The 24,428-nt window shown below is 65.7% G+C and carries 28 protein-coding genes and 1 pseudogene; 18 read left to right on the top strand and 11 right to left on the bottom strand.

The window, feature by feature from the left end; translation table 11 throughout:
* Nucleotides 1-38: 38 nt before the first annotated feature.
* A complete protein-coding gene (locus tag GO488_RS16390) occupies nucleotides 39-344 on the top strand; it encodes a CGCGG family putative rSAM-modified RiPP protein (protein WP_162318921.1) in 306 nt (101 codons plus the stop codon).
* A 113-nt stretch (nucleotides 345-457) separates the two neighbouring features.
* Nucleotides 458-1,834 carry a hypothetical protein gene (locus GO488_RS16385; RefSeq protein ID WP_162318920.1) on the top strand — a complete coding sequence of 459 codons (1,377 nt, stop codon included), beginning with the start codon at nucleotides 458-460 and terminating at the stop codon, nucleotides 1,832-1,834.
* Between the two features lie 2 nt (nucleotides 1,835-1,836).
* Here GO488_RS16385 and GO488_RS16380 read toward each other — a convergent pair whose 3' ends face one another.
* The gene (locus tag GO488_RS16380) at nucleotides 1,837-2,376 is read right to left on the bottom strand and encodes a DUF7998 family protein (protein ID WP_162318919.1); all 540 of its coding nucleotides are present in this window, start codon (nucleotides 2,374-2,376) and stop codon (nucleotides 1,837-1,839) included.
* Between the two features lie 87 nt (nucleotides 2,377-2,463).
* Between GO488_RS16380 and GO488_RS16375 the strand changes: the two genes are divergently transcribed.
* The 3 genes from GO488_RS16375 to GO488_RS16365 all read left to right on the top strand — a co-directional run bounded on the left by GO488_RS16375 (nucleotide 2,464) and on the right by GO488_RS16365 (nucleotide 3,439).
* Entirely contained in the window at nucleotides 2,464-2,835 is a 372-nt protein-coding gene (locus GO488_RS16375; protein WP_162318918.1) for a cupin domain-containing protein, read from the top strand.
* Between the two features lie 68 nt (nucleotides 2,836-2,903).
* Nucleotides 2,904-3,137 (top strand): DUF2249 domain-containing protein, encoded by a 234-nt coding sequence (locus tag GO488_RS16370; protein WP_162318917.1) that lies wholly within the window; start codon nucleotides 2,904-2,906, stop codon nucleotides 3,135-3,137.
* 5 nt (nucleotides 3,138-3,142) lie between these two features.
* Nucleotides 3,143-3,439 (top strand): cupin domain-containing protein, encoded by a 297-nt coding sequence (locus GO488_RS16365; RefSeq protein ID WP_162318916.1) that lies wholly within the window; start codon nucleotides 3,143-3,145, stop codon nucleotides 3,437-3,439.
* A 59-nt stretch (nucleotides 3,440-3,498) separates the two neighbouring features.
* On the opposite strand, the gene GO488_RS16360 is transcribed toward GO488_RS16365, so the two are convergent.
* The 3 genes from GO488_RS16360 to GO488_RS16350 all read right to left on the bottom strand — a co-directional run bounded on the left by GO488_RS16360 (nucleotide 3,499) and on the right by GO488_RS16350 (nucleotide 4,625).
* Nucleotides 3,499-3,705: a glutamyl-tRNA reductase gene (locus tag GO488_RS16360; RefSeq protein ID WP_162318915.1), complete on the bottom strand. Its 207-nt coding sequence runs from the start codon at nucleotides 3,703-3,705 to the stop codon at nucleotides 3,499-3,501.
* Nucleotides 3,702-3,968 (bottom strand): DUF2249 domain-containing protein, encoded by a 267-nt coding sequence (locus tag GO488_RS16355; RefSeq protein WP_162318914.1) that lies wholly within the window; start codon nucleotides 3,966-3,968, stop codon nucleotides 3,702-3,704. Before GO488_RS16355 ends, GO488_RS16360 begins: the two co-directional genes overlap by 4 nt.
* Before the next feature lie 63 nt (nucleotides 3,969-4,031).
* Entirely contained in the window at nucleotides 4,032-4,625 is a 594-nt protein-coding gene (locus tag GO488_RS16350) for a halocyanin domain-containing protein (RefSeq protein WP_162318913.1), read from the bottom strand.
* A 182-nt stretch (nucleotides 4,626-4,807) separates the two neighbouring features.
* On the opposite strand from GO488_RS16350, the pseudogene GO488_RS16345 reads away from it, so the two are divergent.
* The 9 genes and pseudogenes from GO488_RS16345 to GO488_RS16305 all read left to right on the top strand — a co-directional run.
* Nucleotides 4,808-5,128 (top strand): annotated as a pseudogene (locus GO488_RS16345) (SPASM domain-containing protein); the annotation flags it as partial.
* A gap of 117 nt (nucleotides 5,129-5,245) precedes the next feature.
* Nucleotides 5,246-5,758, top strand: a complete 513-nt coding sequence (locus tag GO488_RS16340; RefSeq protein ID WP_422111225.1) for a plastocyanin/azurin family copper-binding protein — start codon at nucleotides 5,246-5,248, stop codon at nucleotides 5,756-5,758.
* Entirely contained in the window at nucleotides 5,759-7,744 is a 1,986-nt protein-coding gene (gene nosZ, locus GO488_RS16335) for a TAT-dependent nitrous-oxide reductase (RefSeq protein WP_162318911.1), read from the top strand. It abuts the gene before it with no gap.
* Nucleotides 7,745-7,817: 73 nt separating this feature from the next.
* A complete protein-coding gene (locus GO488_RS16330; protein WP_162318910.1) occupies nucleotides 7,818-8,564 on the top strand; it encodes a hypothetical protein in 747 nt (248 codons plus the stop codon).
* Entirely contained in the window at nucleotides 8,561-9,949 is a 1,389-nt protein-coding gene (gene nosD / locus GO488_RS16325) for a nitrous oxide reductase family maturation protein NosD (RefSeq protein WP_162318909.1), read from the top strand. The genes GO488_RS16330 and nosD overlap by 4 nt, the downstream gene beginning before the upstream one ends.
* Nucleotides 9,936-10,868, top strand: coding sequence for an ABC transporter ATP-binding protein (locus tag GO488_RS16320; RefSeq protein WP_162318908.1), 933 nt, complete (start codon nucleotides 9,936-9,938; stop codon nucleotides 10,866-10,868). The genes nosD and GO488_RS16320 overlap by 14 nt, the downstream gene beginning before the upstream one ends.
* Nucleotides 10,865-11,758 (top strand): ABC transporter permease, encoded by an 894-nt coding sequence (locus GO488_RS16315; protein ID WP_162318907.1) that lies wholly within the window; start codon nucleotides 10,865-10,867, stop codon nucleotides 11,756-11,758. Before GO488_RS16320 ends, GO488_RS16315 begins: the two co-directional genes overlap by 4 nt.
* 140 nt (nucleotides 11,759-11,898) lie before the next feature.
* Nucleotides 11,899-12,297, top strand: a complete 399-nt coding sequence (locus GO488_RS16310) for an ArsR/SmtB family transcription factor (protein WP_162318906.1) — start codon at nucleotides 11,899-11,901, stop codon at nucleotides 12,295-12,297.
* A gap of 94 nt (nucleotides 12,298-12,391) precedes the next feature.
* Nucleotides 12,392-12,826 carry an arsenate-mycothiol transferase ArsC gene (locus tag GO488_RS16305; protein WP_162318905.1) on the top strand — a complete coding sequence of 145 codons (435 nt, stop codon included), beginning with the start codon at nucleotides 12,392-12,394 and terminating at the stop codon, nucleotides 12,824-12,826.
* Between the two features lie 186 nt (nucleotides 12,827-13,012).
* Here GO488_RS16305 and GO488_RS16300 read toward each other — a convergent pair whose 3' ends face one another.
* Entirely contained in the window at nucleotides 13,013-14,098 is a 1,086-nt protein-coding gene (locus GO488_RS16300; RefSeq protein ID WP_162318904.1) for a sodium:phosphate symporter, read from the bottom strand.
* Between the two features lie 41 nt (nucleotides 14,099-14,139).
* Complete coding sequence (locus GO488_RS16295) at nucleotides 14,140-14,604, bottom strand: universal stress protein (RefSeq protein ID WP_162318903.1); 465 nt, start codon at nucleotides 14,602-14,604, stop codon at nucleotides 14,140-14,142.
* Between the two features lie 110 nt (nucleotides 14,605-14,714).
* Here GO488_RS16295 and GO488_RS19970 point away from each other — a divergent pair, with 110 nt between their 5' ends.
* Nucleotides 14,715-15,644 carry a CBS domain-containing protein gene (locus GO488_RS19970; protein WP_162318902.1) on the top strand — a complete coding sequence of 310 codons (930 nt, stop codon included), beginning with the start codon at nucleotides 14,715-14,717 and terminating at the stop codon, nucleotides 15,642-15,644.
* A 122-nt stretch (nucleotides 15,645-15,766) separates the two neighbouring features.
* On the opposite strand, the gene GO488_RS16285 is transcribed toward GO488_RS19970, so the two are convergent.
* A complete protein-coding gene (locus GO488_RS16285) occupies nucleotides 15,767-16,225 on the bottom strand; it encodes a pyridoxamine 5'-phosphate oxidase family protein (protein WP_162318901.1) in 459 nt (152 codons plus the stop codon).
* Nucleotides 16,226-16,420: 195 nt separating this feature from the next.
* Complete coding sequence (locus tag GO488_RS16280; protein WP_162318900.1) at nucleotides 16,421-18,484, bottom strand: heavy metal translocating P-type ATPase; 2,064 nt, start codon at nucleotides 18,482-18,484, stop codon at nucleotides 16,421-16,423.
* A 669-nt stretch (nucleotides 18,485-19,153) separates the two neighbouring features.
* On the opposite strand from GO488_RS16280, the gene GO488_RS16275 reads away from it, so the two are divergent.
* Nucleotides 19,154-20,170: a DUF7972 family membrane protein gene (locus tag GO488_RS16275; RefSeq protein WP_162318899.1), complete on the top strand. Its 1,017-nt coding sequence runs from the start codon at nucleotides 19,154-19,156 to the stop codon at nucleotides 20,168-20,170.
* Here GO488_RS16275 and GO488_RS16270 read toward each other — a convergent pair.
* The 3 genes from GO488_RS16270 to GO488_RS16260 all read right to left on the bottom strand — a co-directional run bounded on the left by GO488_RS16270 (nucleotide 20,083) and on the right by GO488_RS16260 (nucleotide 23,420).
* Nucleotides 20,083-21,225 carry a potassium channel family protein gene (locus GO488_RS16270; protein WP_206674425.1) on the bottom strand — a complete coding sequence of 381 codons (1,143 nt, stop codon included), beginning with the start codon at nucleotides 21,223-21,225 and terminating at the stop codon, nucleotides 20,083-20,085. The genes GO488_RS16275 and GO488_RS16270 overlap by 88 nt on opposite strands.
* A 446-nt stretch (nucleotides 21,226-21,671) precedes the next feature.
* Complete coding sequence (locus tag GO488_RS16265) at nucleotides 21,672-21,869, bottom strand: heavy-metal-associated domain-containing protein (protein WP_162318898.1); 198 nt, start codon at nucleotides 21,867-21,869, stop codon at nucleotides 21,672-21,674.
* A gap of 198 nt (nucleotides 21,870-22,067) precedes the next feature.
* Nucleotides 22,068-23,420, bottom strand: a complete 1,353-nt coding sequence (locus GO488_RS16260; RefSeq protein WP_162318897.1) for an ABC transporter substrate-binding protein — start codon at nucleotides 23,418-23,420, stop codon at nucleotides 22,068-22,070.
* A 263-nt stretch (nucleotides 23,421-23,683) separates the two neighbouring features.
* On the opposite strand from GO488_RS16260, the gene GO488_RS16255 reads away from it, so the two are divergent.
* Together GO488_RS16255 and GO488_RS16250 are read left to right on the top strand one after the other, a co-directional pair.
* Complete coding sequence (locus tag GO488_RS16255; RefSeq protein WP_162318896.1) at nucleotides 23,684-24,058, top strand: winged helix-turn-helix transcriptional regulator; 375 nt, start codon at nucleotides 23,684-23,686, stop codon at nucleotides 24,056-24,058.
* A 142-nt stretch (nucleotides 24,059-24,200) separates the two neighbouring features.
* Nucleotides 24,201-24,425 carry a methyltransferase family protein gene (locus GO488_RS16250; RefSeq protein ID WP_162318895.1) on the top strand — a complete coding sequence of 75 codons (225 nt, stop codon included), beginning with the start codon at nucleotides 24,201-24,203 and terminating at the stop codon, nucleotides 24,423-24,425.
* The last annotated feature ends 3 nt before the right edge of the window (nucleotides 24,426-24,428 follow it).

Below are 24,428 nucleotides of genomic sequence, written 5' to 3'. Positions count from 1 at the left end.
GGTAAGCGTTCACCCCGGCGGAGCGCCGGTATCCGACTATGAGTGACCGCTCCCGCGGCGACGCAGAACCGGTGACAGACCGCGTCCACGAGAACTCGTGGTCGGCGAACTTAGAGGAACCCCGCCACGCGGCGGACCGCTCTCTCGTCCTCGCTCACGCCGTCGACGCCGTCGAACACACGGCACCGGGTTACCACGTCAACCTCGTCACGCACGGCGCGCACGGTCACCCCGAGGGATACCTCTATCCTCACCTCGAAGCGACGTACGGGGACGCCGTCGACTACGAGTACGTCGAGCGGTGCGGTTGCGGCGGCCACGTCACGAGAGTGCACGTCGAGTAACGGGCGACGGTGCGCCCGAGTCGTCGTCGCCGCCCCCGCCGGCGCATACGCCGACGCGGATCGCGAACATGTTCGGAGACACCGGAAGGGAGGACCGGTTCGTACCGAGAGTCATGGCCGCTATCCCCGGACGCGTCGACACCGACTTACAGCCGCCGATGACCGTCCCGCTCCGTCACTTCTGGGTGGGACTGACCGCGCTGCTCGCCGGGTCGGTCGTCGGGGTCGGACTGGTCGCCGGCGTCGTGCCCGGGCTGGGACGGCTCGCCCTCGTGCACCTGTTTCTGATCGGCTGGGTCTGTATCACGATCATGGGCGCGATGACGCAGTTCGTCCCGGTCTGGTCGGGCGTCCCGCTCCACTCGCGCCGGCTGGCCACCGTCCAGCTCGCCCTCGTCACCGCCGGACTCACCGGGTTCGTCGCCTCGCTGCTCCTCAGCACGCTCGCCCTCCTCCCGGTGTTCGGGGCCGCGATGCTCGCCGGGTTCTGGGTGTTCGCCTACAACGTCGGTCGGACGCTGGCTCGCGCGGGCCGGCTCGACGTCACCGAGCGTCACTTCGCCCTGTCGCTCGGGTTCTTCGTCGCTCTCACCGCGCTCGGGCTCGCGCTCGCGGTCGACTTCACCCGACCGGTCCTCGCGCAGTTCCCGGTGACCCGGTCGAACGTCGTGCTGGCACACGCGACGCTGGCCGTCTTCGGAGCGGTGCTCACGACGGTCTACGGCGCGCTGTACCAGCTCGCGACGATGTTCACGCAGACGGAACTCCACGGTATCGACGACCACCTCAAACGGACCGAGGAGGTCGGCCACCCGGTCGGCGTCGCGCTCCTGGCCGTCGGCCGGCTCGTCGGCTCGGAGCCGGCCGCCGCGCTCGGCGGCCTACTCGTCTGTCTCGCCGCGCTCTCGGTCGGGGCGATACTCGCCCGTAGACTGTTCGAGATGCGAGTCGAGCGGACGCCGATGCACACGCGCTACGCCGTGGTCGCGCTCTCGCTCTCGGCGTGGGCGCTCCTGACCGTCCCGGCGTGGGCGACCGACCCGCTCGCGCGGACGCATCTGCTGGGCGGTCCGGGGACGACGCACCTCCTCGTCCTCGGGACCGTCGGGTTCGTCGTCCTCGGGACGCTCTACCACGTCGTCCCGTTCGTCGTCTGGGTCCACCGATACAGCGACCTGCTCGGGTTCGAGGACGTCCCCATGATCGACGACCTCTACCACGGCAGGCTCGCCGCCACCGACGCGGCGCTGCTGGTCAGCGGCACGGCGCTCCTCGCCGCGGCTGACCTCGTCCCCGCGGCGGTGGCGCTCCGTAGCGTCGGTGGCGTCCTCGTCGGTCTAGGCGTTTTCGCATTTGCCGTGAACATGTGGTCCGTCCTCCGCAACCACAGTCGGCACTCGGTCGGTGGCCTCCTCCTCGGTAGGTTCTCCCCGACCCGAGCGGGGGCGTCGCCGGATGGGGCAGCGAGTGCCGACGGACGCCGCGAATGACTTCAGAAGGGGATATCGCCGGACGACTCGCCGACGGTCCCGTCGCCGGTCGAGAGGTCGCCCGTCTCTCGGAACTGCGCTTCCCGGTGGCGTAACCGCTCGTTGATGGCGACCGCCTGCTGGTGCATCGGGGCCGTTCGGACGCGCACGAGGTCGTACTCGTGACGTTCGAGCGTCCCGTTCCACGCGCGGAACGCGCCGAGCGTGAGCGTATCGCTCTGCGGGCAGAACTCCGTCGTCGGCGTGAACTCCGCGCGGAGGACCGACGGGTCGTCGGCCTCGCGCGCGTAGCGGAAGCCGCTGTCGGAGTGCCGGCGATCGAGATTGAGCCGAGCCAGGTTGTAGCCGAACGTGACGTCGTAGACGCCGCGCTCCTCGAAGCACTCCCGCGAGAGCCGGTGGAACGCGGCGTGTTCCCGACCGGTCAGCACGTCGTGGTCGGCGAGGAACGGGCCGGGTTCGGGGAGGGAGTCGGCGGCGAATCCGCCGTAGCTGTCGAACGTCTCGTCGCCGTCGGTGTCGAACAGCCGCGGGAGGTTCATGGGCGGCGGTTCGCCGGCGACGCGTCTATCTCTGCTCCCGAACGTGTTCGGGGCAAGGGGGAGGGAGCGGGGCGACCACCGCTCGATATGGTCGCGACAGATTTCGACAGCGAACGCGAGTTCGACGACGACCGGTTCCGCGCGCACGTCCTCGCGGAGTCGGCGGCGCAGAAGGTGGTCCTGGGGTACTTCCGGCCGGGCCAGTTCATCCCCGTCCACGCGCCCGACAGCGACGTGGCCATCACGGTCCACGAGGGCGAGGGGACCGTGCGCGAGGGCGAGACCGACCATCGCGTCGAACCCGGTTCCGTGGTGGTCGTCCCGGCCGGCGAGGCCCGCGGGGTCCGCGCCGAGTCCGAGCTGACGGCGACGCTCGTGACCGCGCCGCCGCCAGGCGACGCCGCCCACGACCCGGTCAGACGCGGCCTCTCGCAGGGGGAGTTCGAGCCGGAGGCGTGAGGAACCCCGATAGACCCGAACATGTCCGCGGCAATCGTCTCCGGTGACCGGGCGGTAGCTCCGGTCGTATGCCCGAAACCACGCTCGACCTGCGCGACGTCCCGCCGCCGGAACGCCACCCGATGATCCACGCGGCGTTCGAGGCGCTCGACAGCGGCACCGTCCTGGAGATCGTCAACGACCACGAACCGAAGCCGCTGTTCTACGAGTTCCAGGCCGAAGTCGAGGCCTTCGACGCCGAGAACTACACCTGTGAGCGACGCGACGCCGGCGAGTTCGTCGCGACGCTCCCCAAGGAGTGAGTCGGATGGGCGTCGAACGAGCGAACGTCGACGCGGCCGAGAGCGAGGGCCGGACCGCGCTGTTCGAGGGCGAACCCCGCACGGTCCACCTGTCGCTCTCGGCCGAGCAGCGCGTCCCGCCCCACGACCACCCCGAGCGCCGGATACTCTTTCACGTCCTCGAGGGCGAGATCGCGCTCGACCTCGACGGGGAGACGCACGACCTCTCGGCGGGCGACGTGCTCCGCTTCGACGGCGAGCGTCAGATATCGCCCGAAGCGGTCACGGACGCACGCGCGCTCGTCGTCCTCTCGAAGGGGTAGTCGCCGGTCGGCGACCCGCCCTCGACGCCGCCGGAACGCCGTACTTTCGCGAGGCGGCGCTACTGCTGGAGAGCGAGTGAGACGGGTAACAGCCGTTCGAGGAGGCGGTCAGCCAGCTCTTCGACGGCGGCCCGCTGTTCCGCGGAGAGGCCGCCCTGCGCCCGCAGCCGCGAGCAGGCGCGCTCGACGGCCTCGTCGCGGACGGTCTCCGCTCGGTCGCGTCGCCGGGGCGGCTCGTCCTCCGCCGTTGGCGACCGGCGCGTCACGGTTCCCGCCAGACGACGGTGACGACCGAATCGCCGCGTTCGACCGTCTCGTAGGCGTAGCCGCGGTCGTCGAGCTTCGGGTAGAGGTGTTGCGGTGCCCGGTCGTTGTACTGGACGAGCACGACGTCGTCGTCGAGGGTCGGCAGCAGTTCGAGCGTCCGCCGGAGCGGCGCGGGCGGGCCGGCGGCGGCGACGTCCAGCGTCTCGACGGGACCGTCGGTCGGCGCGCCGGTCTCTCGCAGAATCGGGTCGGGAGGCTGCATACGCGGGGGTTCTCGCCTCCCGATAGCGAGGGTTTCCCCGAACACGTTCGGGGGCGGTCGCCGCTACCGATCGTCGTCCCGCTTGAGGACGGGGGCGAACGCCAGCGGCGACAGGAGGCCGGCGACCAGCGACAGCGCGAGCGCCGCCGTGCCCAGGTCAGCGTTGCTGAGGCCGCCGTCCGCGCTCCCCGATCCGCCGCTTCCGCCGACCTCGGCGTCGCCGACGACGACGACGCCTTTCATCCCCATCGACTTGTGCGGGAGGCAGAAGTACTTCACCACGCCGGTCTCCTCGAACGTCTGCTCGAACGTGAAGCCGGCCTCGCCCGACATCTCGCTCTCGAAGTTACCGGCGTCGTCGACGACGTTGTGGCTGCCGTTGACCCACTCCCAGGTCACGGTCGTGCCGGGGTCGACGCGGACGGCCGCCGGCCCGAAGCCGAAGTTGCCGCCGTTGGCCTCCGCGCCGACCTCGATAGTGACCGAGTCGCTCCCGGTCTCGTCGACCACGCCGTCGTAGTTCTCCACCCCGTCCAGCCACCCGTCGAAGGCGGTCTGTGCGCGTGCGGGGCGCGCGTTTCCGAGCGCAGCGCCGCCCACGGCGACGCCTGCACCCGCTCGAAGGACGCTCCGTCGCGAGTAGGTTTCGGCTGTCATCAACAGAGTGTACGGTGACGGTATATAAACTACGCTCGCGGATTCTCACGCGCTGGGAAGGGTGGGGCCGCTGTGCGGGACGCGGGACACGATGGTGCGGTCAGCGTGTCCCGTCGAGGAACACGTCGCTACGTCGTGCCGTCCGCGCGCTCCTCTCCGGGAAGCGGCCCGTCGTAGCCCTCGGGGACGTACGCACAGAGCGCGTGGCCAACGTCGACTATGAGGGAAACGTCCACCCGACGCAGTTCTGGCAGGGCTACTCGCTGGGCAACGTTCGCGACCGGCCGTTCGGCGCGATCTGGGCCGACGAGTCGGACCCGCTCCTGAACGCACTCCGGAACAGGGACGAGCAGCTGACCGGGCGATGCGCCGACCGTCGGTACCGCAGCGTCTGTCGCGGCGGGTCGCGTCTCCGGGCGCTCACCGTCCACGACGACCTGTTCGCGCCCGACCCGCAGTGTTACCTCACCGACGCGGAGGTCGGCGTCCGCTCGGGGGAGTGAGCGGGCTTTCCGCCGCCGCTCGGGGGTATCTATAAAAGCGGGCGAACCAGTTCGCCCCCGTTCCCGCGCGCTCGAAATCCGCTCGACGGTATATGGTCGCAGGGAAGCGAGCACCGGATGTCGATGAACCGCAACACGCAATCACGGCGGCAGTTCCTCCGAGCGACGGCGGTAACGACCGGCGGCATCGCGCTCGCCGGCTGTTCGAACAGCGGTGGGTCGTCCACGGACGGGGATGACGGCTCCGGCGGCGACGGCGGCAGCGAACCGACGACCGAAGCGAGCGGCGGCGCGGCGCAGACGAGCACGGTCGAGATGACCGACGAGCTCACGTTCGAACCGAAGTCTATCGAGGTCACGGCCGGCACCGAAGTCACGTGGAAGAACACCGGTAGTATCGGCCACACCGTTACCGCCTACGAGGGCAAGATACCCGACGGCGCGGCGTACTTCGCCTCAGGCGGCTTCGACAGTCAGCAGGCGGCCAAGGACGGTTACGGGAGCGGGCAGAAGGGCAACGTCCCGAAGGGCGAGAGCTACTCTCACACCTTCGAGACGAAGGGCACCTACGAGTACTACTGCGTCCCGCACGAGATGAACGGGATGGTCGGCACGGTGGAGGTGGTATAGATGGGCTCCGACGCCGACGAGAGCGAGCGGCGCAGTCCCGGGGAAGTCGTCGACGAGTACGAACGGCGACTGGAGAGCGTCCTGGCCGAGGTCGACGAACCGGTCCCCGACGACGAGGGGCCGACGCTCGAACTGGCCGGGCTGGAGATCGACCGGCGTGACTTCATGAAGACCGGCATCGCGGCCGGCGCGATGGGCGCGGTCGCCGGCTGCTCCCGGTTCTCCCCCGGCGGCGGGAGCGGCGGCCAGTCCGGCTCGTCCGACTCCGGCGTCGACCACAGGGTCGCACCGGGCGAGCACGACGAGTACTACGGCTTCTGGTCGGGCGGCCACTCCGGCGAGCTCCGCGTCGTCGGCATCCCGTCGATGCGTGAACTGACCCGCATCCCGGTGTTCAACACCGACTGCGCGTCCGGCTACGGCTACGACGACGAGACGAGCGCGCTGTTAGAGGAGGGCGGCGGCTACACGTGGGGGGACAACCACCACCCGAACCTCTCGGAGACCGACGGCGACTACGACGGCGAGTACCTGTTCGTCAACGACAAGGCCAACGGCCGCATCGCCCGGGTGAACCTGAAGTACTTCGAGACGGACGCGATTCTGGACGTCCCGAACATGCAGGCCATCCACGGCTGTTCCGTCCTCTCGCCCGATACGAAGTACGTCCTCGGCAACGGCGAGTTCCGAGCCCCGGTGCCCAACGACGGGACCGCCGTGAATGACCCCGACGCCTACGAGTCGCTGTTCGTCGCCGTCGACCCGGAGACGATGGAGACGAAGTGGCAGGTATCGGTCGACGGCAACCTCGACATCGTCGATACGGGCAAGGAGGGCCGCTGGGCCATCGCGTCCTGTTACAACAGCGAGGAGGCGACGGACATCCAGGGGATGACCCGCGACGACCGGGACTACCTCAAGGCGTTCGACATCCCCGCCATCGAGAAAGCCGTCGAGAACGGGCGGTACGACCGGACGGTCAACGGCGTGCCCATCGTCGACGGGACGAGATCCAGTGCACTGAACGAGGGGGATCGCCCCGTCGTCCAGTACATTCCGACGCCGAAGAGCCCCCACTGCGTCGAGGTCGGCCCCGACGGGAAGTACGCCTTCATCGCGGGGAAGCTATCGCCGACGGTGACGATGCTGGACCTCGAGAAGCTCGGCTCGGTCTCCGACCCGGCGGACGCCGTCGTCGGCCGACCGAAGGTCGGTCTCGGGCCGCTGCACACCACCTTCGACGGCAACGGCCACGCCTACACGTCCCTCTTCATCGACTCGCAGGTCGCGAAGTGGGACATCGAGGCGGCCGTCGACGCCGAGAACGGGTCCGAGGATCCGATAATCGAGAAGTTGGACGTCCACTACAACCCCGGCCACATCCAGGCGCTGGAGGCGATGACGACCGACCCCGACGGCGAGTGGCTCGTCGTCCTGAACAAGCTCTCGAAGGACCGGTTCCTCCCGGTCGGCCCCATCATGCCCGACAACGACCAGCTGATCCACATCGGACAGGGCGAGAAGGAGATGGAACTGGTCGCCGACCACCCGGCCTACCCCGAACCGCACGACTGCGTCTTCGCGCACAGGGACAAGATCTCGCCGAAGAAGGTCTACGACAGGACCGACTACGAAGGCGAGAAACCCTACGTCGAGGAGAAAGACTCCGGCGTCGAACGCACCGGCGAGTCCTCGGTCCACGTCAAGGCCTCGACCAAGCGCTCCGAGTACGGTCTGCCGGAGTTCACCGTCAAGCAGGGCGACGAGGTGCGACTGACGATGACCAACATCGAGGGCGTGCAGGACATCATCCACGGCGTCGCCATCCCGGAACACGACGTGAACCTCGCCGTCGCGCCGCAGGACACCCGCGAGGTCACCTTCACCGCCGACGACCCCGGCGTCTACTGGATCTACTGCACGTACTTCTGCTCGGCGCTGCACCTGGAGATGCGCAGTCGCATGATCGTCGAGCCGAGCGAGTGATCGCCGCGAGGACTCCGGAGACCCGACGTACCGCGCCGCCGACCGATTTCGCTTCGCCCACACCGAACTGCCCATGAACCTGCCATCACGCTCCGACTTCCGCGAGGTCCGCCGCGGCCTGCCGGCGCTCGCCGCGCTACTGTTCGCGGGGGCGCTGCTGTTCCCGATGTGGCACATCCACATCGAGGCGGTCCAGTATCCCGAGACGGTACTGCACCTCGAGCTGTACGCCTACCCGCACATCGCCGGCGACTACACCGAGGTCGCGCGGCTCAACCACTACATCGGGTTCTACTACCCGGATCCGGTGTACTGGCAGCCGAACTACGCCCCGCACCCGCGGGCCATCGACGTCCCCGAGTGGTCGGCCGGACCGTTCGCGTTCGTCGCCGCGTCGCTGCTCGCCGTCTTCGTCGCCGTCGCGCCGACGGTAGAGAAGCTGAAGCGGGGCCTGACGTGGCAGCTCGTCGGCTCCGCGACGGTGTTCGGCGTCATGCTCGCCGACATCCAGTACCGCCTCTACCAGTCGGGGCACGCGCTCGACCCCGACGCGCCGGTCATGGGCGTCGACGGGTTCACGCCGCCGCTGTGGGGCAGATACGAGGTGGCGAACATCACGAGCACCTCCCACTTCGGGACGGGCGGGTTCATGGCGGGCGCGGCCATCGCGCTGCTCGTGATCGCGTACTACTACCGCGACACGGCGGTGACGGTCGGCGAGCTCCCCGGCCGGGTGGCCGGTCGCGGGCGCGCCGTCCGAGAGCGCGTCCTCGGCGGCGACGACTCGCCGGAGACGCCGCCGGCACGGAGCGAGCGATGAGCCCGACGTTCGGCCGCGAGCGGGCGTTCGCGCTGCTGTCGGTCGGGCTCCTGTTGGGCACTCTCGTCGCGGCGGGGACGGCGACCGGGAGCGCGCCGGCCGCCGGTACCGATCGCCGCGTCGGCATCGAGCTACCCGACGTCGAGGAGAACCCCGAACTGCCGACGGACGACGGCGTGGCCCGCGTCGACGGGGAGCGATACGACAGCGTCGCCGCCGCGCTGGACGCGGCGCGGCCGGGCGACACCGTCCGCCTCGACGGGCGGTTCGAGGAGCGCGTCGTCGTCGAGACGCCGAACGTGACGCTCGTCGGCGACGGCCCCGACGCCGCTGTAATCGACGGCGACGGGTCGGGCGACGTCCTCACCGTCGCCGCCGATGGCGTCACCGTGCGGGACCTCTGGGTCCGCAACTCCGGGTACCGCACCGAGACCAACGACGCCGCCGTCCTCGTCGAGGGCGACGGCGTCACGCTGCGCGACAGCCGAATCACCGAGGCGACGTTCGGCGTCTGGCTCGACGGCGTCAGCGACGCCCGCGTGGCGAACAACACCGTCCGCGGTCGCGAGCGAATCACGCCGCTGACCGACCGCGGCAACGGGATTCAGATCTGGAAGACCGAGGATTCGGTGATCGAGGGCAACCGGATAACCGACGTCCGCGACGGGCTCTACTACTCGTGGGCCAGCGAGGTCGTCGCGCGGGGGAACGTCGTCTGGGACGTGCGCTACGGCGTCCACTACATGTACTCGGACGACAACCGGCTGGCGAACAACACCGCCGCGAACAACGACGTCGGCTACGCGCTGATGGTCTCGAAGCGCCTGACCGTCGTCGGCAACGTCGCCGTCAACAACACCGGGTCGAGCGGTCACGGCATCCTGCTCAAGAGCATCGACGAGACGACCGTCCGGGGGAACGACCTCGTGGGTAACGAGAACGGGCTGTTCCTCTACAACTCGCTGCACAACGACGTGCGGCGGAACCTGGTGCTGGAGAACGACGTGGGCGTCCACCTCACCGCCGGGAGCGTCGAGGAGCGCGTCTCGAACAACACGTTCCTGCGCAACGGCGAGGCTGTGTGGGCCGTCGTCGGCGAGCGGGTGACGTGGAACGAGAGCGTCGGTAACTACTGGGGCGACGCGACGGTGACCGACGTCGACGACGACCGCGTCGGCGACGGCCGCTACGAGCCCGCCGGTGCCGTCCAGCGCCTCCTCGTCGAGCACCCGAGCGCACGGATTTTCGCGTCCAGTCCGGCGTTCGACGCCGTCCGTCGCGCCGAGCGTACCGTTCCGCTCCTCGACGTCCCGGGCGTCGTCGACGAGCGACCGCTGACCGAGCCACCCCACGACGACTGGAGACGATACTATGTACGCAATTGAGGTCGAGAACGCACGGAAGGAGTACGGCGCGGTGACGGCCCTCGACGGGCTCAGCCTGCGGATCGAACGGGGCGAGACGGTCGGGCTACTCGGGACGAACGGGGCCGGGAAGACGACGCTGTTCGAACTGCTGGTCGGCCTCCGGAGCCCCGACGCGGGGTCCGTCGCGGTGCTCGACCGCGACCCGACGGAGGGGGTCGGCACTCGGCGACGGGTGGGATACCTCCCCGAGCACGCCGGGTTCCCCGACGAACTGACCGGTCGAGAGGTGCTGCGGTTCCACGCCCGGATGCGCGGTGTCGACGCCGAGCGCCGCGACCGCCGCGTCGCCCGCGTCCTGGAGACCGTCGGGCTGACCGACGCGGCCGACCGCCGGGTCGAGGGCTACTCGAACGGGATGGCGCGCCGCCTCGGGTTGGGGACCGTCCTCGTCGCCGACCCGGCCGTCCTCCTGCTCGACGAGCCCACGGCGGGGTTGGACCCGTACGGCGTCGAAGCGTTCCACGACGTGCTCGGCGCGGTCGCGTCGGCCACCGACGTCACCGTCGTCTTCTCCTCGCACGTCCTCGGGGAGGTGGAGGCGCTGTGTGACCGAGCGGCCGTCGTTCACGACGGTCGAGTCGTCGCCGACGACGACGTCGACGCGCTCCGGCGGCAGACGGGCGAGAACGTCACCGTTCGCGCGGCGGTAGGCGACGGGGACGCGGACTCGGCCGCCGAGCGACTCCGGTCCCGCGACGGCGTCGAACGCGTGACCGGGGACGGCGCGGAGCTGGTCGTCGAGTGCGCCCCGACGCGGGCCCTCGCCGTCCTCGAAGCGATACACGAGAGCGGCGACGTCGAGCGGTTCGCCGTCCGAGAACCGGGGCTGGAGTCGGCGTTCCGGACCGCCGTAGCCGACCGGGGGGAGCGCGCGTGACCGAATCGACCCGGCCGGACGACGCCGAGACGGACGGCGGGTACGTCCGCGAGTCGCCGGCGTTGAGCGGTGATACGGCGAACAGAGTGCGGGACACGCTCGGAAAAACGTGGGCGCTCGCGACCCGCGAGTACCGGCTGGCGATGCGGCGGCGGTGGAGCCTGGGCGCGACGCTCGTCTTCGCCGCCTTCTCGGTCGCCGTCGTGGCCTTCGGGGCCTCCACCGCGGGTCCGGGCCGGTTCGACGCCGCGTTGGTGAGCCTGGTCGAACTCGGCGTCTACCTCGTCCCGCTGGTCGCGCTGGCGGTCGGCTACGACGCCGTCGTCGGGCCCGAGGCGAGCGGGTCGCTGGCGCTCGTCAGGTCGCTTCCGGCCCCCGCATGGACCGTCGTCGTCGGGAAGTACGCGGGTCGAGCCGGCGCGCTCGCCGGGTCGCTGCTCGTCGGTTTCGCGCCCGGACTCGTGCTCGCGACCGCCCTGACCGGCCCGGACGCCGTCGGTCCGTACGCCGTCGTCGCCCTCGCGGCGCTGCTCGCGGCCTGCGGATTCCTCGCGCTCGGCCTGCTGGTCTCGACGGTGGCCCGCGAACGGACGCACGCGCTGGGGCTCGCGCTGGCGGTCTGGCTCTGGTTCGTCCTGCTCCACGAGCTGTTCGCACTGGGCGCTATTGCGGCGCTCGACCTCTCGGAGACCGGCGTCGTCGTCGCCGTCCTGACGAATCCGGCGGCCTGCTTCCGCGTGCTGGCGCTGGCCCAGTTCGACGCTCTCGCGGGCGGGCTCGCCGCGGCCGTCCGCGAGGCGGGGCTGTCGATCCCGGTCACGCTCGTAACTGCCCTCGCGTGGGTCGTCGGTCCGGTCGCGCTCGCCGCGTGGTTACTGGAGCGGCGGTAACTCCGACCCCGGCTCCCGCACTCGGGGCTGGCGGCCTCGATGCATCTTCTCGTGGCGATACCGAATGCGCGTCGCGTAACCCCCTGAACCCGCCCTCTATCTCGACGCAGCTATATGCATGACTGTTCAACCACTCATCCATGAGCTCACAGACGGAACGACTGGAACGTCTCATCACCGAGGAGAGCGGTGAGTGCTGTGACGCGGATATCGAGGGGCGGCTCGATTCGCTGCGCTCGTGTCAGTCGGAGACCCCGCCGGATCCCGACGCCGACCTGACCGCACTCAAGACGCTGGGGAACGAGACGCGATACAGTATCGTCCGGTTGCTGAAGGCCGCGGATCGGGAGCTGTGTGTCTGCGAGATCAACCCGACCGTGGACGTCAGCGACAGCGCGATCAGTCACGCCCTCTCCGATCTCCACGACGCCGGGCTCGTCGCGCGGCGAAAGGACGGCACCTGGCGGTACTACGAGGCGACCGACCGGGCCGAGGCGCTGCTGACTGCCCTCGACGAGACGCGAGGGGCCGAGCGATGACCGAGACGCCGGTTCGAGTCGCGTTCGTCTGCGTCGGGAACGCCGTCGCACCCGCGGCGCGACGTGCTCTGTCCGCCCGGCGAGGGGTGGTCGCGTGACCACCACCGTCGCCTTCGTCTGTGTCCAGAACGCCGGGCGGTCGCAGATGTCGACCGCGTTCGCCGAGCGCGAGCGGGAGCGTCGAGAGCTCGACGACGCGGTCGAGATTCTCACCGGCGGAACCCATCCCGCCGAGCGCGTTCACGACGTCGTCGTCGAGGTGATGCGCGAAGCGGGATTCGACCTCTCGGAGCGGACGCCGCGGGAGATCTCGACGGTCGAACTCGAATCGTGTGACTACGTCGCCACCATGGGGTGTTCGACGCTCGAACTCGATGCCGACGACTCCGACGTCGACGTCCGCGACTGGGCGCTCGACGATCCCGACGGAAAAGACCTCGATCGTGTCCGAGAGATTCGCGACGGGATCCGGGACCGCGTGCGTGCGCTTTTCGACGAGATCGAGCGAGAGATGGCCACGGATGCCTGAAACGAGCGACTCCACGGTGAAGGGATAACCCGGTCGGTCGCGAAAGAGCGCGGTCTGACTGTACGGCGGTCATACTCAGCGGTGCAGTCGGAGACACGCGTCGGCGCAGGAGCGGATGTCCGCGAGGGTGACGTCACCGTATCGCGGAACTCGCTCCTGCCGGAACAGACTGTCTCGACCGCAGAACTAGAACGGGAGGAGAACCAGCAATATCGGGAGGACACCCAACGAGACGAGAAACCCGAGTAGGTACCGACGGTCGGCAACGAGTCGAGTTTGGATGGTCTCGACGGCCCGGAAGTACGTCGAAAACCGAACCAGCGCTCCGACTGTGATAGTCGCCCCGACGGCCACGAGTGATAACACGATAGCCACGCCCCGTGGGGATTCCAGCAGTACGGCGACGACCACCGTATCGAAGAAGGTGCCGATGTTCGCTCCCAGAACGTAGGGAACGATCTCCCGCCGTTCGATGTAGTCGCGGTTATAGAGGGGGACGACCACCCCCAGCGAGAACGCGACGCTGGTCGTCACGCCGGTGATGAGGACGCCGAGTCCAAACGAAGTCCACTTGTGCTGAAATCGGCGAAAGAACCGCTCGCGGAGCCATTCGGTGTCGATCCGCTTGAGCACCCGGTCGAAGAGCGTGATGCTTCCGAACAGCACGAGAACGGCCACCACGAGCCCCGGGCCCACGCCGACGGTATCGACGACGGCTCCCGTCGCGGGATCGAAGGCCGCCAGCGGACGAACCGAGAGTTCGATCCGGCTACTGACACCCTCGAATCCCGTCTGAAGTACCGGCAACAGGAAGTACCCGAGGACAGTCGCCGGTAGATAGACCGAATGTGACAAGAGAAAAGTCAGTATCCCCAGCCTGGTCGACTCACTGAACGAATAGCGCCGCTTCTGGAAGTAGTCGAGCGCCCCGATCAGGAGGACGATGGCGGCACCCCCGAGGCGTGAACCGGCGAGCATCAGGAACAGCTGTGAGGCCGTGAGGACCCCGGTCTCGAACAGCGAGATGGAGAGGGCCGCTACCACTGACCCGTTAGTGAGTACGTACGTGGCGAGCCAGCTCGCACCTAGGGCTCGCCCATTTCCGGTGACGTACCGCCCGAAGAACCGTTCGAGCGGCGCAGCCGCGGCCGCTGTGGACGCACCCAGCAACTGGACCGCGAACAGGAACAGTAGCAGGGAGACGAGAGCACCGACGACTAACGGGCCCGACGTGCGCCCCTGTGTCAGTATCTCGTCGAGAGTCGAATCCACGGGTACTCTGTCTCTACAGCCTCGTGACAGGCGCACGAAGGTTAGCGTTCAATTTCGGGGACCTCCTTCGCCGGCCGCTCGCTCTCGGATCGTGAGGACTGGACGTCCGTAAGCCGAGTGACCCGTTCGGTAACGCTCCCGAGGAGATACCGATCCAAGCCAGTTCGGCCGTGCGTGCCCATGACGATACAGTCGATATCGAGTTCGTCGGCGTATCCGAGGCTCGTGTCGTGGACGGATTCGCGTTCGTCGAGAGACGCGGTTCGCGTCTCGACGCCCGCGTCTCTCGCCATTCCAGCGATAGTCGTTGTTGCCTCCTCGCTGCGGCTGTCGCGCTCTCGGGCCGCGTCGTCGTCACCGTCGGCCGGGACTTCCTCGGATTCGAGAACGTGAATCACGTGAAGAGCGGCATCGAATTGACGGGCAAATTCAATAGCGGTTTCGCTCGCTGCCTCCGCAACGGCGCTGCCGTCCGTTGGGACCAAGAGTCGATCGTAATCGGACATCCCGCTCGTGACATCGAACCGGGACGTCGTAAACCTAAGTGACGGCCTTCTTCGTCAGTTGGTACGTTCTCGTCAAATACCCTCTTGTCGCGTCGAACCGACTTACGACCATGGCGTTCCCGATTCGCGTCAACGACGTGATGAGCAGCCCGGTCACGACGGCTTCGCCCGAGACACCTGCCAGCGATGCCGCCGGACGGTGTTGTACGGCCGCGATCGGGTCGCTGGTCGTCGTCGAGGGCGGCGAGGTCATCGGGATCGTCACCAGTGACGACTTCGTGCGACTACTCGGCGAGGCGTCGGATCCGGAGGAGCGTTCGCTGTCGGAGTTCATGTCGACCGACGTCGTCTCGGTCGATGCGAGCGCGACCCTCGGCGACGCAGTCGAAACGATGTTCGAACACGGCGTCGCCCGGTTAGTCGTCTTCGACGGCGACGAACTGGTCGGGCTGGTCAGCACCGACGATATCGTCCGGCACGTTCCGCAAATCCTTCAGCGGCGGGAAATCGGAGGCCACGAGCGACAGACGGCCCGCTACCATCGACAACAGGAGACCGCCTACGAGGACGAGGACTGGGATATCGAAAGCACGGGGCTCGACGACAACCGTATCAACGTCGGTGACAGGGTCACGTTCTCGAAGACGGTCAGCGAACGGGACGTGAAGCGCTTCGCGACAGCCAGCGGCGACACGAACCGGCTTCACCTCGACGAAGAGTACGCCAGCCAGACGCGGTTCGGCCGGCGAATCGTTCACGGGACGCTCGTTTGCGGGTTGATAAGCGCCGCGTTGGCCCGTCTCCCCGGTGTGACCATCTACCTCTCACAAGATCTCTCGTTCCTCAAACCGGCCGAAGTCGATGACCGACTCACCGCTGTGTGTGAAGTGGCCACGGACCTCGGTAGGAATAAATATCAGCTCACGACCGACGTACTCGACGAGGACGGCGACCGCCTGATCGAGGGACAGGCTGCCGTCCTGATCGACGAGACACCGGAGAGTGGCCGAGTTATGGTCGAAACCCTCGCTGATAGCTAATCAGGTAGTTAGCGGCCCGTCTCTACCTGATAGCTGTTGGGGGAGAGGCGACAATACGGAATTACGCCACTTGGTAACGTATTTCGGTATGGACTGACTATCGAGACTCACCGACTGGCTGCTCACTCGCCGGTCCCGGCCTCTTGCTGGCCGGTGACCTCGTCCGGCGTGAGCCGGAAGAACCGGAACTCCAGCGTGAGGGGGTGACTGTCGTATACGTCCACGAACGGAATTCGTATTCGCTGCATCGCTTCGGCGACTTCGGGATCGAGTGCTGATCTCGTGATCTCCTCCAGACTGCCGGTTGCGATGACGCTTCGCCAGCCGCTGCCCGTCTCGTCGTAGGTGACGAACGATATCTCCCCGTCCTCGTCGATGAACGCTTTCTTTCCGGCGTCCTCGGGACCGACGGCCAGCCGGAAGTAGAAATTCCCCGTATCTGCGTCGTAGCCATACGAAATTGGCCGGGCATACGGCGGACCGTCGTTCGCCGAATCGAACGAGATGACGCCCGTCCCACCCTTCCCTAGGAACTCGTTTCGATCTTCCGCACTCATCCGTACCGAGCGAGCGTCTTCCATACAGATAGTTCGAGTCCGATTGTTAAAAATCTCACACGTCGGCTCTCTCCCGAGCTCCGCGGTCAGGGAGGTCTCCACGTCGCCCCTGGTGGAGAAGGTGCCTCTTCCGTTAGTCCGTTCCGTGGCGAACTCTGGCCGCTGCTTCGCGACACTGATCGCCCGGTCGTCTGACTGACCCTCGCCCCCCGATCGGCGTCATCCTACAGAGAGATCGGCTCCCTTGAGTCGTCGGGCGTTAATCGCGACGATGATCGTCGATACCGACATGAACGCCGCCCCGACCGCCGGCGAGAGCAGAATCCCGATCGGGGCGAGGATTCCGGCGGCGAGCGGGAGCGCGACGACGTTATAGCCGGTCGCCCAGACGAGGTTCTCCTGCATCTTCCGGTAGCTCGCCTTCGAAAGCCGGATGAGCCGCACCACGTCCAGTGGATTGTTGTCGACGAGGATGATATCCCCCGACTCGATAGCGACGTCGGTGCCTGACCCGATGGCGATACCGACGTCGGCTCTCGTCAGAGCGGGGGCATCGTTGACGCCGTCGCCGACCATCGCGACGAGCTTCCCCTCCGATTGGAGCCGCTCCACTTTGGTGTCTTTCTCCTCGGGCAACACTTCAGCGAAGTACTGGTCGATGCCGAGTTCCGCAGAGACGGCGCGTGCGACAGCCTCGGAGTCGCCCGTCAGCATCGCCACCTCGATGCCCATCCCGTGGAGCGCTTCGATGGCCCGCCGGCTCTCCTCACGAACCACGTCCGCAAGAGCAAATGCCGCCGCGACCTCGGATTCGTCCTGAATGAGGTAGATGACGGTCTGGGCGTTCGAGCCCGCCTCGTCGGCGAAGGAGACGATCCCGTCGGCTCGCTCGACACCGAGTTTCTCGATGAGGTTTGGTCCGCCGAGGTAGACCGTGTCGCCGTCTCGCGGGTCGCTCGGCTCGCGGGTCGCTTCACTCCCCGCCCGCTCTTCCGAGGCGCGTTGCACCTCGTGCTCCCCGCTCGCCTGTCCGGGGCCGCTTCGCGGCTCCAAGTCGACGACTGCCCGGACACCGAGCCCGCGAAGGTTCTCGAAGTTCGAGACGCTGGCTCGTTGGACGCCCCGTTCTCCGGCGGCGGTCCGGATGGCGCGAGCGATCATGTGCTCGGAGTCGCCCTCGACGCCGGCGGCGACTTCGAGGGCTCGCTCTTCGTCCCAGTCACCGGCAGTCTGGATGCCGACGACGCCCTGCTCGCCTTTCGTGAGCGTCCCGGTCTTGTCGAACATCACCGTATCGAGGTTTCGAGCCTCTTCCATCGCGATCCGGTCGCGGATGAGCATTCCGTTCCTCGCGGCAGTGGAGGTGTTGATGGCGACGACAAGCGGTACGGCGAGGCCGAGCGCGTGGGGACAGGCGATGACGAGGACCGTGACGACGCGTTCGAGGACGCCGACGCTGAGTCCGACCGCGACGACCCACGCGACGGCCGTGATCGCGGCGACGCTGAGTGCGATGTAGAACAGCCACCCGGCCGCACGGTCAGCGAGTAATTGCGTGCGGGACTTCGAGGACTGGGCCTCATCGACCAGACGCATGATGCCCGCGAGGGTCGTCTCGTCGCCGGTCTTCGTCACCCGGACGCGGAGACTTCCGTCCTGGTTGACCGTCCCCGCGACCACTTCGGATCCGAGTTCCTTGTCCACGGGTCGTGACTCGCCGGTGATCATCGACTCGTCGACGGACGATTCGCCATCGACGACCTCGCCATCTGCGGGAACCGAGGCACCGGGACGGACGAGGACGACATCGCCTTCGCCGAGTTCGGCGACGGGCACTTCTTCCGTGTCGCCGCTCTCGGTGACGCGCTCTGCGGTGTCGGGCATCAGTTTCGCCAGTTCGTCGAGCGCGCCAGAGGCCTGCCGGACCGACCGCATCTCCATCCAGTGGCCCAGCAGCATGATATCGATCAGCGTGACGAGTTCCCAGAAAAAGGGCGTCGTCCCCTCGAGGAACAGGCTCGCGATAGAGTAGACGAACGCGACGGTGATCGCCAGCGAGATGAGCATCATCATCCCCGGCTCGCGGTTCTGTAGTTCGGTCCGAGCCATCGAGAGGAACGGCACGCCGCCGTAGGCGAAGACGATCACCGAGAGGACGGGCGTGATCCAGACGCTTCCGGGAAAGGTCGGGGCCGTGTAGCCGAAGACGTCCTGAATGAACTCGCTGAAGAAGACGACCGGAATCGAGAGGACGAGCGAGACCCAGAACCGCCGGCGGAACATCCGTTCGTGGCCCGTGTGGTCGGTGTGTGCGCTGTGATCCTCGCGTTCTGTCCGGGAGTCGCGTCCCCCGTGTTCATCACCTCGTTCTACGTGGCGAGCCTGTTTGGGCTCAGCTGAATGGGACCCGTGCTCCGAATCGTGTTGTCCGCGTTCGTCTGACAGTTCGGGCTCTGTGGTGGTTCCGCCGGCTGTAGTCCGTTCTCCGCGTTCTGGTGTGGACGACTGTTGGAACGATGGGTCGGTTGCTGCTCGTGTTCCCTCGTTGGCTTCTAATCGGCAAATACGACAGCAGAAGACAGTTCCACCCAGCCGCTGAGGACGGGACTCCGCCGAAGAGGCGTCGGAATGTCCGTGGTCTGAATGGTTATCCATAGTTCACTATCGATGTCCTCTCCCATTATACTGGTCCGGCTCTGCTACCACTCGATACCCTAGGAAGAAGGGTTGCAAGGGAACGACTGGCGGGTCGCCGACAAACGTTCTTCCACTTCTCAAGTGCATGCGGTGTCTCCGATTTTTAAGGGTCCATATGAATGCTGTCGTATCTCGACTGAGAGGGATTCTTCAGACCGACGATGACACTCTCATCCGCTGAGGCAGGGAGTCGTCTGACCCTTGCGGATGCCAACAACGACGACTTACGGTTGTCTCCCTTAATTCGCGACCACGATGTCCGATAAGTTAAGACAGGAATTAGAGCAGTTCCAAAGTCGGGTTTATCGTGACGATTCTATACTCTCGCGGGTGCGTGATTGGGTATTCTTCAACGGCGACCGAGCACTACTGGCCGGCTTGATCGGGCTTGCGACCTTCCTTTCTCTATCTGTAGTACATGTGGTGGGTTTAATTTCGTTCGACTATTCCGCGGGTATGACTCGCCTCTCGACCGGAATCGTGGCTGGTGAGTTTTCGCTACTGACTATCGCGCTTTCGATTAATCAGTTGATCATATCGCAGGAAACGGGTCCAGCGGGGCAGATACAGCAGCGTCTCGACGGCATGATGGATTTTCGGCAGCGGTTCGAGAGGGCGACCGAGGTCGATACGACGCCTTCGGAACCCGTCGAGATGCTTAGCGTTCTCGCAGACAGCACGTTGGATGAGATCGCTCGCTTAAATACAGCGAAATCTGAAATCACGGAGCCAGAACTCCGTGACCTGATAGAGGAGTACTGCGACACGACCGATCAAAATATAGAAAACCTCAAGCGAGATCTCAGCGGCTCAGGACCATTCAACGCTCTGTCCGGTGCGATTACCGATAATTACGGCTGGCACGCGCATCTCGCTCGAATGATACTAGCTGAATACGGAGATAGCCTCTCCGACGAGGCTTCCGATTCACTCGAATCGATTACCGAACTCATGAAGGTGTTCAGCATCGCCCGAGCCCATTTCAAGACTCTGTACACGCGTCGGGAACTCGGAAAAGCATCGCGACTAATTCTGGCAGTCGGTATTCCCGGTCTCCTGAGTGGCGTCGTTCTGAATACGATCTACGGTAGCAACGGCGTCACAACAGTGCCGGACCCTCTCCTTCCCCTGACGGCGATTCTCCTAATTACGATCGCTAGCCTCCCTATCGCGTTTCTGGCTAGCTATATTCTCCGTACTGCGACGGTCGCGCGACGGACTGCCAATATCGGACCGATGGTACTTGACAAGGAGTCGCTAACAGAGACATAGAGTAGGAGACCCGAGTCCGCATCCCCTGGCCATCGGTGGGCACGGGCAGGTGTAATCCTACTCCTCCTCGGGTCTCGGCCACTGACGTGAATCCATCTGGAGTATCCCGTACATAGTCCGCCGTCGCTCGTCCAGTTCCTCGAGCGCGTCGTCGAATTCTTCCTCGGAGACTGTCGGGACATTCGCCTCTCGAAGGACGGCGAGATCAGGTGGCGGTGGCCGTTCGTCCGATGGCGGCGCAAAGTGCTGACTGTGTCGAGGTAGCTCTGGACGCTCGACCGCGCGCTCTCGATGACCGAATCGGTGGGTCCGTGCTCTTCGGGCGTCGCTCGCTGCCAGAGGGTCAGGGCGTCGTCGAGGCTGGCGACGCTCATCACGGCCGCAGCCTCGCGGTCGTCGGTGTAGAAGTAGTGAAGGATCGGATAGGCCTTGTGGTTGGCGATCAGTTCGTTCAGCGACGTAGCGATGCTGTTGAGCGGGAGCGCAACGCCGTCGAACTCGTCGCCGTTCCAGGCGGTAGCGACGATCGATTCGCCGTCCCTTCCGAGCCCGCTCACGTTCCGCGCAAACGAGCGTTTCTGCGTGACCGCATCGAGGACTGAGAGGACGTACGTGATACTCAGAGTCACCAATAGCATGCCGCTGGCAGTCATCAGCGCCGTCAGAATCTGCCAGAGCTCTCCCCGCGGTGCGAAGTCGCCGTTGCCCATCGTGAACAGCGAATAGCCGACGAAGTAGAACCGTTCGGCCCAGGAGATGGGACCCGAAGCGATAGTGTCTTTCAGCGCGGTATCGGCGCTCGCAAAGACGAACATCCACCCGGTCCAGAGGAGGGTGATCCACATTCCCAGGCCGAGGGCGAGGACCAGCGGACCGGCGAGCGTTCGAAGGCGAGGGTTCCGAGTTCCGAGACGGCGTAGTGGTTTCCACGTCCAGAGCATCAGGCGCTCTGTGAGGGGCCCCGAACCGCCCTCGATCCAGAGCGTCGTCCACAGAAGGTCGACTACGGCGATGACGAGGAGACCGACGCCGAGACCGAAATAGAGCTCGTTCACCGGTTACGTATCCTCCTCAGCCGCGTCCCGACGTAGCGAACCAATGCGGAAGTACAGTTATTCCGTGTAATCCGTTCTGTGAATGTCATAGTCCGTGGAGTAATTGAACCGATGCGAGGCCGTGCGCTCTCGTTCGCTGTTCGATGAATCGTAATACGGCTCAGTAGGGGCGGAACACTTTCTACAGTTGTGGCTACGCTTCCAAAGCGGAACGTGTCTCCGATACCGGTTCTCGTCAGCTCAGCCAGTTTGGGGCCGGTATGGGTGGGTTTATCAAGAGGACACTTTCACTCGCTGCCGACGGTCGCTGACTGGAGTTACGGTGGCTCTCGAAGTGTGAAATCTATATCCGTCGTCCGTCTCGTTCGGCAGCGGTGCGCCGGATGACGTAGGCGAACACGCGCTCGGAGTCGTCTTCGACGCCCGTCGACCCGAATTCGGGCTTCTCAGGCGTGTGCGGTGTACCCGGCGTCCTCGATGGCCTGGACGAGGGTTCTGGTGTCGACGTCACCATCGACACGTGCCTGTTCGGCCTCTCGGTCGGCGGTTGCGTCGGTCACGTCGCTCACCTCGCGAAGCGCCGCTTCGACTGTCTGCTCGCAGTGGCCGCAAGTCATTCCCTCGACAGTGATGGTCGTTGGCATCCACGAATCTATACACGGCCCTCTCTTATGCAGATTGTCCCTTTAATTCGATGGGTCACGTACGGCCCAGAGTTTCAGAACCAAGGCGACGGCTGAGGACCCTTCGGCGGCGCGATGGGTCTCTGAGCAGATTCGTCGGTGGCATTATTGCTGCCCAAACAGCCCGCGGTCGTCTCTTTCGCGATATCGGCTGACGCGCTACTGACTGTACGCGTTGGCCAGTTCGCCGATGACTTCGTCGTTCGAGTTGCCGGAGATGAACGACGACATCGCGGAGCTGACGCCGGATGCGACGGCGGGCGGCGCTGCGAGCCCGTGAGCCAGCGAGCGCGGCTGGGCGTCGCTGTTCTGGAAGTCCCCGATCTGGTCGGTGGAGAACTCGTTGAACGGCTCGGTCGAGGCGTCTTTCCGGGGCGGGATCGCGCCCTTGCCAGGGCAGAAGATCTCCTGGGCCTCGGTCGTGCCGGCGTAGCGACACCACTCCGTGGTGGCGTGGGGAGAGGGGTTGTTGACCGGGTAGGGGAACGAGTCCATGACCAGCGAGTACGAGCCGGCGGTGCCCGGGAAGACGATGTAGTCCCACTCCTCGCCGTACTCGAGGTCGTTCGTGATGTAGGTGCCGGCCGCCCAGTCGCCTTGGTGGATGAACCCAGCGTCGCCGTTGATGACGCCGTTGTTGGCCTCTGTCCACGAGATGGAGCCGGCGTCGCTCGGGTAGAACTGGCTGTACTCGCGGACGATATTCAGCGCTCGCGTGAGCGTCTCCGAATGGGCGTCGATCTCGCCTTCCTCGAAGGTCGCGGCGTACGTCTCCGGGTCGGTGAGGCCCAGATACACCGTCTCGAAGAGTTGCGTGGTCGACCACGGGGAGTTGGTCTGGTGTGCCATGCCCGTGTACCCGGCGTCGCTGACAGCCTGCAGCGCGTCGGTGAGGTCGGACGGCGTCTCGATACTCGACGGGTCGACGCCGGCGTCCTCGATGACGGCAGTGTTGTAGAAGACGTTGTTGAGGCGGTGGATGTTCAGCGGGACCGTTACGAAGTTCCCCGCCGGTTTCGCGGCGGTCTTTGGGCCCGGGAGGTAGTTGTCTTTCATCCCGTTCTTGCTCCAGACGGATTGGCCGATGTCCTTGAGGAGATTCGCCTCCGTGTAGGGCTGTAGCGCCGCGCCGGGCCACTGTTGCCAGGTACTGGGATGATTCCCATTCTGGATACGGGTCCGGATGTTCGATTGGAGGTTCGTTCCGGCCCCACCGGCGATGAGGTTCTCGTCGAACTCGATATTGGGATGCTTCTCGGTGAAGGCGTTCATCATGTCCTGAATCGCATCCAGTCCGTCGCCCTCCCCCCACCAGTGAGCGACTTCGAGCGCCCGCGTCTGGGTCGCGCCGCCGTCGCCACCGTCACCGCTGGTACTGCTCCCGTCGCCGCCGGTGCTACCGCCATCGCCGCCGTCGCCACCACAGCCGGCGAGCGACGCGGCACCCGCTGCACCAGCGATTCGAAGCGCGTTCCGTCTCGTCAGCCGTCTCTCGGAGTTGTTATCTGTCATAGCCACAGCGACACCTTCGGATCCGCTGTTGGCACTCCGCGGTTAACACGCCTGGGGATTGTTAATCAGGCGTTTTACATACTCGACAGTCGAGTGGTAGATTGGCAGTATAGCGGTTTGTCGCGTATAATCACGAGACGTATCAATATAATTGAAAGACGATGTTCGTCGGCGTGAGACGTATTTCGATTCGGCGTGGTTGGTGGGAGTACTGCGGCTGGAATACACTTTTGTCGCACGAATGCTAACAAATAGCATACACCATGGCGTACCCCGATCCACCGCCGAAACCCGACCCCGACGACGACCTGTTCGAGGTGTGTCCAGTCGCCCGCGCGTTCGAGATCGTCGGCTCCAAATGGCGTCTCGCCACGCTCCGAAGCCTGCATCTATATGGTGAGCAGCGATTCAGCGAGCTCCAGGAAACGACGACTGCCGATTCGGCCACGCTCTCACGGATACTCAGCGACTTAGAGAAGCAAAAACTCGTCACTCGTCGGCTGGAAGATCAGCCCATCGCCACCTACTACGATCTAACTGAGCCGGGAGAAGCGCTCAACGACGTCTTCGTGGAATTTGAGGAGTGGGCGTTTGAGTACACCGCCGCGGAGGAGCCTGCTATGCGAGTGACAGAGTGAAGTGCCGAGCCAGTTGGTCTGTGGTTTCAAAATGTTACTTGGTGAGACGACTATCACCGACTTGCATACTTATCACAAAAATTATATTATCGAGCGGGACGATATTGCGGTGTGGTCACATAGACCACGGAGGCGACCAGAGATGCCAGACCACGGTCCGACACCCGAGCGGATTCTCGAGCTCGGCCAGGGGTTCTGGGCGGCGAAGGCGTTACTGAGTGCCACCACACTCGGTGTCTTCACAGAACTCGACCAAAACGGCCGCCAAACGGTCGAAGAGTTAGAGAGTACAGTCGGCCTGCATCCACGGAGTTCGCGGGATTTTCTCGATGCGCTCGTCGCGCTGGACGGAAATAATCCACACTAGGAC

The sequence above is a fragment of the Haloarcula limicola genome, assembly GCF_010119205.1.
Lineage (GTDB): Archaea > Halobacteriota > Halobacteria > Halobacteriales > Haloarculaceae > Haloarcula > Haloarcula limicola.
Note: the sequence above shows the minus strand (reverse complement) of the source record. Positions and strands in the feature narration are given on the sequence as shown.

What these genes read in the sequence shown, in the direction of transcription:
- GO488_RS16390 (WP_162318921.1), top strand. Translation starts at nt 39, where the DNA reads ATGAGTGACCGCTCCCGCGGCGACGCAGAACCGGTGACAGACCGCGTC.
- GO488_RS16255 (WP_162318896.1), top strand. Translation starts at nt 23,684, where the DNA reads ATGGCGTACCCCGATCCACCGCCGAAACCCGACCCCGACGACGACCTG.
- GO488_RS16355 (WP_162318914.1), bottom strand. Translation starts at nt 3,968, where the DNA reads ATGCAGCCTCCCGACCCGATTCTGCGAGAGACCGGCGCGCCGACCGAC.
- GO488_RS16260 (WP_162318897.1), bottom strand. Translation starts at nt 23,420, where the DNA reads ATGACAGATAACAACTCCGAGAGACGGCTGACGAGACGGAACGCGCTT.
- GO488_RS16365 (WP_162318916.1), top strand. Translation starts at nt 3,143, where the DNA reads ATGGGCGTCGAACGAGCGAACGTCGACGCGGCCGAGAGCGAGGGCCGG.
- GO488_RS16320 (WP_162318908.1), top strand. Translation starts at nt 9,936, where the DNA reads ATGTACGCAATTGAGGTCGAGAACGCACGGAAGGAGTACGGCGCGGTG.
- GO488_RS16340 (WP_422111225.1), top strand. Translation starts at nt 5,246, where the DNA reads ATGTCGATGAACCGCAACACGCAATCACGGCGGCAGTTCCTCCGAGCG.
- nosD (WP_162318909.1), top strand. Translation starts at nt 8,561, where the DNA reads ATGAGCCCGACGTTCGGCCGCGAGCGGGCGTTCGCGCTGCTGTCGGTC.
- GO488_RS16275 (WP_162318899.1), top strand. Translation starts at nt 19,154, where the DNA reads ATGTCCGATAAGTTAAGACAGGAATTAGAGCAGTTCCAAAGTCGGGTT.
- GO488_RS16280 (WP_162318900.1), bottom strand. Translation starts at nt 18,484, where the DNA reads ATGTTCCGCCGGCGGTTCTGGGTCTCGCTCGTCCTCTCGATTCCGGTC.
- GO488_RS16350 (WP_162318913.1), bottom strand. Translation starts at nt 4,625, where the DNA reads ATGACAGCCGAAACCTACTCGCGACGGAGCGTCCTTCGAGCGGGTGCA.
- GO488_RS16370 (WP_162318917.1), top strand. Translation starts at nt 2,904, where the DNA reads ATGCCCGAAACCACGCTCGACCTGCGCGACGTCCCGCCGCCGGAACGC.
- GO488_RS16285 (WP_162318901.1), bottom strand. Translation starts at nt 16,225, where the DNA reads ATGGAAGACGCTCGCTCGGTACGGATGAGTGCGGAAGATCGAAACGAG.
- GO488_RS16265 (WP_162318898.1), bottom strand. Translation starts at nt 21,869, where the DNA reads ATGCCAACGACCATCACTGTCGAGGGAATGACTTGCGGCCACTGCGAG.
- GO488_RS16385 (WP_162318920.1), top strand. Translation starts at nt 458, where the DNA reads ATGGCCGCTATCCCCGGACGCGTCGACACCGACTTACAGCCGCCGATG.
- nosZ (WP_162318911.1), top strand. Translation starts at nt 5,759, where the DNA reads ATGGGCTCCGACGCCGACGAGAGCGAGCGGCGCAGTCCCGGGGAAGTC.
- GO488_RS16330 (WP_162318910.1), top strand. Translation starts at nt 7,818, where the DNA reads ATGAACCTGCCATCACGCTCCGACTTCCGCGAGGTCCGCCGCGGCCTG.
- GO488_RS16310 (WP_162318906.1), top strand. Translation starts at nt 11,899, where the DNA reads ATGAGCTCACAGACGGAACGACTGGAACGTCTCATCACCGAGGAGAGC.
- GO488_RS19970 (WP_162318902.1), top strand. Translation starts at nt 14,715, where the DNA reads ATGGCGTTCCCGATTCGCGTCAACGACGTGATGAGCAGCCCGGTCACG.
- GO488_RS16250 (WP_162318895.1), top strand. Translation starts at nt 24,201, where the DNA reads ATGCCAGACCACGGTCCGACACCCGAGCGGATTCTCGAGCTCGGCCAG.
- GO488_RS16375 (WP_162318918.1), top strand. Translation starts at nt 2,464, where the DNA reads ATGGTCGCGACAGATTTCGACAGCGAACGCGAGTTCGACGACGACCGG.
- GO488_RS16380 (WP_162318919.1), bottom strand. Translation starts at nt 2,376, where the DNA reads ATGAACCTCCCGCGGCTGTTCGACACCGACGGCGACGAGACGTTCGAC.
- GO488_RS16295 (WP_162318903.1), bottom strand. Translation starts at nt 14,604, where the DNA reads ATGTCCGATTACGATCGACTCTTGGTCCCAACGGACGGCAGCGCCGTT.